5 protein-coding genes and 1 pseudogene are annotated in these 11,186 nt (G+C 49.3%); 1 reads left to right on the top strand and 5 read right to left on the bottom strand.

What is annotated here, in order from left to right; translation table 11 throughout:
* Positions 1-77 precede the first annotated feature (77 nt).
* The 3 genes and pseudogenes from GN107_RS10930 to guaA all read right to left on the bottom strand — a co-directional run.
* Positions 78-2,540: pseudogene (locus GN107_RS10930) on the bottom strand (DNA methyltransferase); the annotation flags it as partial.
* 227 nt (positions 2,541-2,767) lie between these two features.
* Positions 2,768-3,553: a hypothetical protein gene (locus GN107_RS10925; RefSeq protein ID WP_019891344.1), complete on the bottom strand. Its 786-nt coding sequence runs from the start codon at positions 3,551-3,553 to the stop codon at positions 2,768-2,770.
* Between the two features lie 308 nt (positions 3,554-3,861).
* On the bottom strand, positions 3,862-5,418 hold the full coding sequence (gene guaA, locus GN107_RS10920; RefSeq protein WP_155287892.1) for a glutamine-hydrolyzing GMP synthase: 1,557 nt from the start codon (positions 5,416-5,418) through the stop codon (positions 3,862-3,864).
* Positions 5,419-6,654: 1,236 nt separating this feature from the next.
* On the opposite strand from guaA, the gene GN107_RS10915 reads away from it, so the two are divergent.
* Complete coding sequence (locus GN107_RS10915; RefSeq protein ID WP_155287893.1) at positions 6,655-7,179, top strand: sortase domain-containing protein; 525 nt, start codon at positions 6,655-6,657, stop codon at positions 7,177-7,179.
* Positions 7,180-7,619: 440 nt separating this feature from the next.
* On the opposite strand, the gene coaA is transcribed toward GN107_RS10915, so the two are convergent.
* Positions 7,620-8,540 (bottom strand): type I pantothenate kinase, encoded by a 921-nt coding sequence (gene coaA / locus GN107_RS10910; protein WP_155287894.1) that lies wholly within the window; start codon positions 8,538-8,540, stop codon positions 7,620-7,622.
* 41 nt (positions 8,541-8,581) lie between these two features.
* On the bottom strand, positions 8,582-10,870 hold the full coding sequence (helD, locus tag GN107_RS10905; protein ID WP_155287895.1) for an RNA polymerase recycling motor HelD: 2,289 nt from the start codon (positions 10,868-10,870) through the stop codon (positions 8,582-8,584).
* Between the last annotated feature and the right edge of the window lie 316 nt (positions 10,871-11,186).

The raw sequence follows: 11,186 nt of genomic DNA, 5'->3' as shown, positions 1-11,186 counted from the left end.
GTTACACAGATTTTTAGAATAACGCATTGATTTAGATGTTATTTTCAGAAGTGGCTAACTTGTACTTGAAATTTACCAATTATTTTAAAAACGGTTTCTTCAATTTCTCTTTTCCGACGTTCCGACAATTCTGGTAAAGGAAACGTGTTATATACAAGAACAGAAGAATATCGGAAGTCATTCTTCAGTTTTCCACCAACAAAGGCATTCCAAAGCATATGCATTTTCGACTGCAGTAATCCCAAAACCCAAACGTCACCCGAATAAATAGCAACGTTAGAGTCCGCGATAATTGTATCCGAATCTACTAACGTCATTGGTATATAAGATCTTGTTCCTGAAGAGTGACGTGGTATGACAATTGTTTGGCCAGCATAATTTTTCGGCTGTGATATAAACTCAAACTTCCACGGTGTTTCAGCTAACTTAACGGTACTTTTTTTCTTGCTTAACAGTCTAGATTTTCTAACAACATTCAATCTGCTCTTAACAAAATCGTCATTTTTTAAACCTTCATATGCCTTTTCATCCAACCAAAGTACGTAACGATTCTGATTTTTTAAAAAATCACTTGCCCCTAAAAAACGTTTAATATACGGCTTAAGGAAGGGCCTGTCTTTAAGTGCCGCATTTCTTTCGCCTTCAGAAAGTACCAGTCCACCACCATCAGTTGGCATATTGCCACGATACATCGGTGGCAATCCGTTAATGGGGACCGAAGCCTTTTCAACTATTATGTTTGATCCCTCAGTTAAGTAAGCTGAAATATTAGAAGCTTTTTCAACTGCTGATTGATGATATATATACTTATTCTTTGTAGAACCTATTGGTGCTAATCCAACAACAATAACGATTACACCGGCATTAGATTTCGCGTTATTTTGCCACTTGAAGGAAGTGTGCGCAAAACTAATCTCTACTTTTTTCAACAACGATTTCCATAACAGTGCTACTTGCTCACCCTCACAGACAGAGTTAGTTGACACAAAGCCAATCTGCCCTTGCGTTCGCGCAATAAAACTAGCACCCTTTTCAAAAAAGGCTGCAATATAATCTAATTTCTTATATCCGGAGTTTGTATTCCCGAAGACGTATTCCATGTCGTGCTTCTGACCATCATCTTGAAGTGATGAACCAAGATACGGTGGGTTGCCCATGATATACGCCTCATCCATTTTACCTATCTGTAAAACATCACTCCATTCAATTCGTAACGCATTAGCATTAACGATTGCACCTGCATGCTGTAACGGTAGCGTTGGACGCACGGCATCACTTACCTGTTCATGGAGCTTCACATTCATCTGGTGTTCAGCAATCCATAACGACAAACGCGTCACGTCACATGCAAAGTCGTCTATTTCAATGCCATAAAATTGATCAAGTGTTACTGAAGGAAGGTAGTAAACTTGAACATTCGGAATGCGGTTCAGTTCTTTGATAATATCAATTTCAAGCTGCCGCAATTCTTTGTACGTGATGATCAAAAAGTTTCCAGAACCACACGCCGGGTCCATGAACTTGATCTTACCAATCCGATCATACAGCTGCTGTAACTTATTTTCGTTACCCTTGGCGGCTTCAAAGTCTTCACGTAATCCGTCCAGAAACAACGGCTTGATAACCTTCATAATATTTGGCACAGAAGTGTAGTGCATCCCAAGATGACTACGACTGTCTTCACTGGCAACCGCCTGAATCATCGAGCCAAGGATATCTGGGTTGATCTGATCCCACTTAAGCAGCTCCCCAGCTTCAATAATGAGCTTTCGAGACTTGGCGCTAAAGTGTAAGGACTCATGCCGATCTTTGAATAAATCGCCGTCAACATACGGGAAGTCATTCAACCAACTAGGAGTATCGACCGGCCGCTGCGCCTTCTCAAAATCAAGTACCCCAAAGAGACTACCGATGAATTGGTCAAAATTACTACCGTCATCAGCAGTCATCTGTTTAACACGATTCGTGAACAAGTCATGTTCAAAGATATTGGTATCTTCAGCAAACAGGCAGAACAGAATACGAATCAGAAACAGGTTCAATCCTTTGCGTGTTGCATCCGGGTTATCTTTAACCACGACATCGTATAGCTTTGCAAACCGTTCAGCCGCCCGGACGTCGGCAGGATTTTCCTTATCGAAATCAGCCTTTTCAATGCCGTTCCATGCAAGAAAGAAGTCAAAATACTGTGGCAACTTCGCAAATTCAATATCGAGCGTTTCGTTAGTCTTTGTATCCTTGGCTAGCAAGTGCTGGTAATCCGTAACCAGAAGATAACGCGGCTTGGAACCAAGTTCATCGACCCGTTCTTGCAAGTCGGCATAGTCTTGCATTAAATCGCCAGTGCCTTCTCTGAAGTACAACTTATTTTTCAGATAGACCGCACCCGCTTCTTTCGCTAGGTTGTTCATTCCTTTGCGTAACTTGGTGACAGTTGCTTTAGGAATGTCGTAAACGCCCAGAAAATCATAAATAAACTCGGAATGATCCGGTTTGCTTACGATTTCTTGAATTTGATCTTCGTACTCGGTGATTGCCATTTTGCTCCCCCTACATGGTGTTCTTAATCTAATTATCTAATAGAATATGGCAAGCTACAAGAAGGTATTAAATAATGTATAGCGTTTTCTCGAACGACTACAAAAATCCCCGCCAACTCGACCAAATGGGCCACCTTGCCGGAAATCCTCACAGGAAATTTAACATTCCAATTTAATATACAAACGAGCTGGATTACTATAATCGAATTCACTTTACTAACTCGCACCTATTCGTTTGAAGATTTTTTGATATCCTCGAGGATAACGTTTTGTGCCTGCTTGATTTGGTCAGGCGTTGCTGTGAGTGTGGTTTCAAAAGTTTTAATCAATCGGTTCCCCATCGGTCGAAAAGTAATCAAGGTCAGACCACCCGAAACAAAGCCACCGATAACAGGGAGTGACTTTGAAATCACAGCAGAGGTTGATTTTTTGGTTACGGAGACACCAATGTATCCGGCAATCTTCTTCAATAGCGGATACCATGTTGTGCGAGTGACCGCGGTTGCCATGAACTTCTTGCTTAGTGTATTACTCAGTCCCTTAGAGATAAACATCAATGCGGAATTTGCTGAAGCAACGCCCAGCATTACGCCGAGATAGATCATGACATCCCGCTCGCCGTCTTCAGACAATGTTCCCTCTTCGGTGAAGAGATTTTCTTGACCGTAAATATAAGCAACTTTTTGGGCCATACGTAAGGCAAAACCATAGTATTGTACAAGGTCAGCTGTACCGGTTCCAGCAGCGATGGCGATATTTGAGGGCAATCCCGCGGCAAATGAGATTGCCGAGGTTTTCTCGGTATCGTGCATGACGACGCGACGGGCAACCTTAGTCAGCTGTTCCAATGTGTAGACGGCTTGCGGGCCATCTTTGAGAATCGACATCAATTCAACTTCTGTGGCACGCGGAAATAATTTGGTTAAGAATGTGCGCCGATCAACGCGAACGACTGGTAGCGCTAGGGCCTTGGAAATTATGTCAGGAAGCATATGTTCAGTTTGGTCAGACATGGTGAACTCCTTAAGAAAAAATGAATGATTAGATACATGATTTCGCATTATTGGCAGCATAGTACGAAACCGAGTTGTTAGCAAGCACCGCTTCTATATCACTGATATTAGTGGCTCTAACAAGGGTAAGGAACATAAGCACAGACTGACGAACTAACCTAAAAATCCCCGCCAGCTCAGCCCTCATTCGGCCCAAACTTGGCGGGGATTCTGGCGGGGAACGTAACAATTTCCCCGCCAATCGTATCCATTGTATCTTCCGAAAATGCCGTTAAATCAACATTCCGGGTTCAATTTACATGTACCTTTTATTCCCACTCAATCGTTGCGGGTGGCTTGGAAGTTATATCGTACACTACCCGGTTAATATGCCCAACTTCATTAACAATACGTGCCGAAATCTTCTGCAGCACATCCCAGTCAATGCGGGCAAAGTCCGCAGTCATCCCGTCAACAGATGTGATGGCGCGAATGGCAATAGTGTAGTCATAAGTCCGACCATCACCCATGACACCGACACTCCGGAACCCAGGCAGAACGGTGAAGTACTGCCAGATGGATTCGTCGAGGCCGTTCTTTTTGATTTCGTCGCGAAGGACAGCGTCGGATTCACGGACGATTTCGAGCTTCTCTTCGGTAACTTCACCTAGGACCCGAATTCCGAGGCCAGGACCAGGGAATGGCTGGCGCCAAACGAGCTCGTGCGGAATGCCGAGCTTTTCACCCAGTTCCCGGGCTTCATCCTTGAACAACTTGTTCAGCGGTTCGATGAGCTTGAACTGGAGATCCTTTGGCAGGCCGCCGACGTTGTGGTGACTCTTGATGGTCTGTGCGGTGTCGGTACCAGACTCAACCACATCGGTGTAGAGCGTACCTTGAGCGAGGAACTCGATGCCGTGGAGCTTGCGCGCTTCATCGTTAAATACTTCGATAAAGTCGCGGCCGATAATTTTGCGCTTCTTCTCGGGGTCGGTAACACCCTTCAGGTCAGCGTAGAAGCGTTCGTGCGCGTCCACCTTGATGATTTTGACACCCAGGCCCTTGCCCAGACTGTCCATCACCTGGGTGGCCTCGTCTTTACGCAGCAGACCGTGATCAACGAAGATGCAGGTCAGCTGGTCGCCGATTGCCTTGTTCAGGAGCGCGGCAACGACGGAGCTATCAACCCCACCGGAGAGACCGAGCAGCACCTGCTTGTCGGCAACTTCGGCGCGGATGTCGCGAATCTGGTCTTCGATGAAGTCAGACATGTTCCAGTTGGCTTCTGCGTGGCAGACGTCGAAGGCAAAATGCTTCAGGATCTCGTTACCATACTGGGTGTTACGCACCTCAGCGTGGAACTGGATGCCGTAGAACTTGCGCTCGTCGTCGGCAATCGCTGCGATCGGGCAGTTCTTACTCGTTGCGGTGACCGTGAAGCCATCTGGGGCCTGGCGTACCAGGTCACCATGACTCATCCACACCGTCTGCTTGGCAGGCAAGTCCTTGAAGAGCACGGGATTCGTGTCTTCCAAGACGTTGATGTCAACGTGGCCGTATTCACGGTTGTCGGCAGGTTCAACCTTACCGCCAGCCAGCTCCTTGGCCATCAGCTGCATGCCGTAACATACACCGAGAATCGGGATACCGAGCTTGAAGATATCTGGATCAACGCCCAGCGCACCCTCGTCGTAAACGGAATTCGGGCCACCAGAGAAGATAATCCCCTTGGGCGCCATCTGCTTAACCTCAGCGGCAGAGATGGTGTGGGGCTTCAGTTCTGAGTAGATGCCGAAGTCACGGATCCGACGGGTGATGAGCTGGTTGTACTGACTACCATAGTCAAGAACAATAATCTTGTCGTAGTCTTTGTTCGCAGTTGCCAACGTGTCACGCTCCTTAGTTTTTGCAATTTTGGTTATATCAATTCTAACGGTTATATTCGTGCCGGTCAATCACCGTCCCCGCCAAGAAAGCGCTGTGCCGCAAGTTTCCGGGGCAAAATTCTCTTCAGCAGGTGCGCAAGCGAACCTGTTTCTTCTATAAAGGGTGTGCCTTGCGCGGCAAAATGATTTTGGCCCCATAACCCCACGCGTAGGTGCTTACTATCCCGGGTCACAAAATCAGAGCCAACTGTGACGAAGCAAAGTATTTGGCATGGCTAATCATCAGTGTAAGTTATATCAAAATGGTGTTTGTGCTAGTCAGCAGCCGCTTGCGAACGGACACTTCCTGATCAGTCGATGTTTGCAACAAATATTTACATATGTAGCACGAATCAGCGTAAACACTGCAAAAATAGTCAAAAGCAGCCAAATAATCGTGTGGTCTGCTTATTGGTTAAATAAGGTTTATGTGCTTAATTACATATCATCATGTCGCGTCAAAAATAAACTAGACAGATAGCTAACGTGTCAAATCAGCTTAAATCCCGGTAAATCAGGAGCAAGCATGGCAAAAATAACGCCGCATGGCTTACGTTCACTTCCCCCGCTTTTTCTCCTGGACGCCGTAATTTTTGGCCAAATTCGGCTGATTTTGTAAAATCCAGCAATACATTAAAATACGGTTAGAATTACGCCCCGATTAGCGTTTAATTCCGCTTCCAAAGCAGAATTTGTAAAAAAGTTTTGTCAAAATTGAAAAAAATCCGGATTCGCAGTTTTTATTATGAAACATCGCATGAATAACTAATGGCTGCAAGTGATACCTACTTTTGCAACTTGTACCCACAATTTGCCGCAGACGGGACGCGGTCACCCGCTTACATAGATAAATACTAATGGTTAAGATTGTGATTTGCTTCATAAACACAGCAACAATTAGCTTAAAAGAAATAAGACGGAGATTAATCCGAGCATAAGATATTACAATGTGTTATTGCAATGACAATTTGTTTCGCTGTTTTAGGGGACTTTTGCTAGTTTTTAACATCTATTTTTGTTATCGAATTTTTCTTGTCTGCACCCGGGCAAGGCCGTATAGTAAGAATTGTTGAAAGGGATATGAGTGCTGGGGGGCACAACAAGATCCGCGTTTCACTGAACTAGCGATGGGGGTCGCGATGATGTTCAGCTAAACGAAGTAGCTTAGGTGTTCTATTCACGGGAGTGTAACTCATTATGAAATTCAATCACATTGGTGTTCTCATTGCGTCTGCTGTCATGGCATTTGGTTCCTTCATCGTACCTGCTACCGCATCTGCGGCTGGTACACAAACGGTTGCCGCTGCAACCAAGAAGGCACCTGTTCGCAACAAGATCTCATTTGCCGGTGTAACGGTACCAGTCGTCAAGGGTAACATGCACGTCACCTCAGCACCTCACGCTAACGTAGCGCAGACCTGGGGCGGCCAGACCACCCTTTCCACGACTGACCACCAGTCCACCCACATGATCGGTCACAACAACACTTCATTCGGCAAGATCGTTAAGCTGAAGAAGGGTTCCGCCGTTACCGTTCATGATGTAAATGGTAAAACCCGCGTCTACCACGTTACGAAGGTTCTCAACGTGACTGACCAGGGCTACATCAATGGAACTAAGACCTCTGTCTACAAGCAGATTGTCAACGCCAACCAGGGCGAACAAGTTGTTCTGCAGACATGCCTCAGCGAAACCGTCAACCGCCTTGTATGGGCGCGGTAATACGGCAGCACGATTGAATTTCAGGAGCTAAAAGTAAGTTTTCCGATTCGGCACGCATACACTCAGTGCGCCGGGTCGGTTTTTTGTACAGAGCGAAGGCCCGCGGTTAGAAACTGAGCATTTGCGTACTTTAGGGGTAAGGCCCGGGTTTAGGCCTTACCCCTAAAGTGTTCTGCGGGCCGTAGCTCGACTATGACACAGAGCGGAGTGAGGCGTTTTGAAGCTGAGGACTAGAGGACTTTTGACTTAATGCCAGGTTTTAGGCATTAGGTCAAAAGTCCTCTAGCCGAAAGCTTTAGTTCCTTGCAGCTCGACTCGGCACCGGCCGCTCGAAGACTGGGTTTAGGCCTTAAAGCACACAATGTGCAAAATCCCAGAAAAAATTATCAGGGCATGCAAAAAGCCGCCGGACACTAAGTCCAGCGGCTTTTGCTATGCCCTTAGAATGCTCTTAACGCCACCTGGTCAATGCTATGATCGGCGGTCTTGTGCAAAATCACACTCGCGCGGTCACGGGTCGGTAGGATGTAATCCTCCAGGTTCGGGAGGTTCACTCGCTGCCAGACGCCCTTAGCCATGGTCATGGCCGCCTCCCGCTCACCACGGGCCAGCCGGTAGTAGTAATCGTCTGGGTTGTCCGCGGCGCGGTCGAGCAGCTCACCGAAGCGTTCAAGGTACCAGCGCTCGATGTTCTCAGCCTCGGCGTCCACGTAGAGCGTCAGGTCGTAGAGATCACTATAGTAAATGGGACTAGCACTGCCCATTTGCAGGACGTTGATGCCCTCCACAATCAGGATATCCGGAGCCGCGACGGTCTCGTGGGCGTCCGGAACGACATCATAGAGCTGGTGCGAGTACAGCGGTGCGTTGACAGTTTTGTCAGCCTTCACGTCCACCAAAAATTGGGTCAGGCGCGCCATGTCGTAACTTTCGGGGAAACCCTTGCGGCCGCTAATCCCGCGGCGTTCAAGCTCCGCGTTCGGCAGCAAGAAGCCGTCCGTCGTGATCATCTGCACCTTGTCTTCCGGCAATGTGCGGCTCAGCAGCAACTGTAGCAATCGTGCCGTAGTACTTTTGCCGACCGCCACCGAACCGCTAATGCCAATGATGAATGGCGTGTGCTTCGCCGGCACGTTCAAGAACGCCGCCCGGTCGCGAATCGACTGCGTGAAACTGTGGGCTCGCATCAGAATGTACTGAACCAGCGGCATGTAGACCTCCGCCACGTCATCCAAGCTGATGACATCGTTCAGTGACCGCAAGTGCTGAATCTCGGCAGCGGTTACCTGGCGCGGTTCGTCCTTGCCGAGCTGCGCCCACTCTGCGCGGGGGTATATCCGGTACTGTTCACCTAAATCCAAAGTAACCTGCCTCCCAGACGCAAGGTCTGCTCAATTCGTCCTTAGACCTCTTCGTAAAGGTCTGCGGGGACCGCCTGCAGCAACAGGGACAACTCTGGCGCAGCGAAAATGCTGAGTCGGTGCATCGCCCGGGAACAGATGGTATAGAGCAATTCGCGCTCGTCATCCCCGGCAAAATCCTCTGCGTTCGCCTGCCACACAACGATGGCATCGAACTCGAGCCCCTTCGCGAGGAAGGATGGCACCACGATCACGCCTGAAACCAGCCGCTGGTTCTCGGACTGGATGAGCGTCACCGGCTGGCCAGCTGCCTGGAGCTGCTTGGTCAGTGCCTTAGCTTCGTCCAGCGTCTTGGCGATAACGGCAGTTGTCTGCCCCGCCGCATCGTTTGTCTTGAGCTGCTGCAGCACTTGCCCAATCAGCTCAGTCTCTGTCTTGCGCACAGCGATGGTCGGCTTCGGTCCCTGCCGGTTGAAGGCAACAATCTTCTGGCCGCTGCGCAAAATCGCCTTGGTGAAGTCGGTGACCTGTGCTGTTGACCGGTAGGACTGCGTAAGCTGAATGACCCGCGTCTTGTCCTTCGGGAACATTTTGCTGGCTTCCGTCATCAGACTGCGGGCGTTCGCACCGGTGAAAATCGCCTGGTTGAGGTCGCCGAGCAAGGTGAATTTGGCCTTAGGGAAGCAGGCCTTGAGGTAGGCCAGCTGGTAAGGGGTGTAGTCCTGAATTTCATCGATGAAGATGAAGCGCATGTTGCGGTCGCCGTGCCGGCCGGTAACGAGGTCGTAAAGGTGCATGTACGGCGTTGCGTCGGCCATCCCCATTTTGCGCTGCCGGAATTCCTCAACAAACTTGTCGACGCCAGCTTCCCACTGCTCGGTGGTGACACCGAACTTGCTCAGGTTGAGCAGCTCCGGAATCGCACGCAGGAAGGCAACGTACTGGCCGCGGATGTTCAGGAAGTGGTTGTGACTGATGGCACTAGCGATTTCCTTGAACTGTTCCGTGACCAGCTGCTTAGCGAAGTAGTTGTACTCTGCGTCGCTGCTTTCAAAATCTGCTGGGCCGCCAGACTGGCGACTGCGCATTTCTTCACCAGACATGTTCTGGACCGCATCCTGCACCCAGTCAGCCTTCATCTCAGACTTCAGGCGCCGGTTAAGCATGCTCGTAAGCCGCTCCTTAGTCGCGTTCAGGCGATTGCCCATGTGGTAGTTGGCGTTGTAACTGTAGAAGATATCAGAGATACGCTTGCGGCTAAAGAAGTTGGCGCCGTGGAACTTGATGTCCCGGAAACGGACGCCGCTGCTTTCAAGCTTAAGTGCGTACTCCTGTGCCGCCTTGAAGAAGTCCTGACTCTCCTTGACCTGTTCGATGGCCGCGTTGGCGGGATCCTGGCGCTGCTCAAACTGCTCGAACAGACTCTGCACGTCAATTCCGGCAATCCGCCGGGTCACGTACTGGTAGTAGGTGAACTGGATCATGTTCTGCTCACCGAGTTCCGGCAAAACGTTCCCGATGTAGTCGGAGAACAGCTGGTTCGGGCTGAACATGATGACCTGACTGGAGGTCAAGTTACCACGGTAGCGATAGAGCAAGTACGCCACGCGCTGCAGCACGGCGGAAGTTTTCCCCGACCCGGCAGCACCCTGGACAAACAAAAGCTCGGCCGTGGTGTCCCGGATGATCTGGTTCTGCTCGCGCTGGATGGTGGTGACGATGCTCTTCATCTGGGTGTCAGACTTCTCACCGAGGACCTCCAGCAGCATCTGGTCACCGATCGTCTCGGTGGTGTCGTACATCGTCTCAATTTTGCCGTTCTTGATCAAGAACTGGCGCTTGAGCGAAACGTCGACGTCCTGCGAACCATCTGGCGTCTGGTAACTGACCTTGCCAAGGCCGCCATCGTAGTAGATGGAACTGATCGGCGCCCGCCAGTCGTAAATCAGGAAGCGGCCGTTCTCGTCGGTGAAGCTACCCAGGCCGATGTAGATGGTCTCGGGCTTCTCCTTCCCCTCCTGGAAGTCGATCCGGGCAAAATAGGGGTTCCCCTCGAGCCGCTTAACGGTCGCGAGTTGGTTCTTTGATTCGCGTTCCGCGTGCCGCCGCTCGTCAAGAACTTCCTGCTGCTGCTGGATGGAAGCGGCAGTTTCGAGTGCTTCCGAGTCATTGCTAAAGTTCAGTGAAAAGTCGCTGAAGAAGTGCTTGTTCAGATCACGTGCCTCATCGCCAGCGCGCTGTGCATCTTTGCCCAGGCGCTTTTCCGCGTGGGTCAGCTCAACTGATATTTCGTCGAGATGCTTCTGTTCGTGAATGCGATTATCGTCCATCTACGCAAGTCCTCCTATATCCCCGTCAACAAGTAAAATCGTTATAACATAATACCACTATTCGGACGGTAAATACAGGGTCTCTACTATATGTATGCAGCCTTGAGGGTATCCGGCTGGATTCGGGTATGTGCCTGTTATCCAATCGGGCAAAATGGGGGGTTGTGTATTAAATCTTGGTGGATACTTGCCGCCGGGCTGTGCGCGCATCTTCCTCCACTGCACTGGCGGCAGTGACCGACAGGCATGTGGAGTGCCTTACAATTGTTAGACAGAAGAAATAACAGTTATGAGGTGCTTACATGTATTATAAATA

The sequence above is a fragment of the Lacticaseibacillus zhaodongensis genome, from assembly GCF_009687905.1.
Taxonomy (GTDB): Bacteria; Bacillota; Bacilli; order Lactobacillales; family Lactobacillaceae; genus Lacticaseibacillus; species Lacticaseibacillus zhaodongensis.
The sequence above is the reverse complement of the archived record's forward strand: the minus strand, read 5'-3'. Positions and strand labels throughout refer to the sequence as shown.

What these genes read in the sequence shown, in the direction of transcription:
- helD (WP_155287895.1), bottom strand. Translation starts at nt 10,870, where the DNA reads ATGGACGATAATCGCATTCACGAACAGAAGCATCTCGACGAAATATCA.
- GN107_RS10925 (WP_019891344.1), bottom strand. Translation starts at nt 3,553, where the DNA reads ATGTCTGACCAAACTGAACATATGCTTCCTGACATAATTTCCAAGGCC.
- GN107_RS10915 (WP_155287893.1), top strand. Translation starts at nt 6,655, where the DNA reads ATGAAATTCAATCACATTGGTGTTCTCATTGCGTCTGCTGTCATGGCA.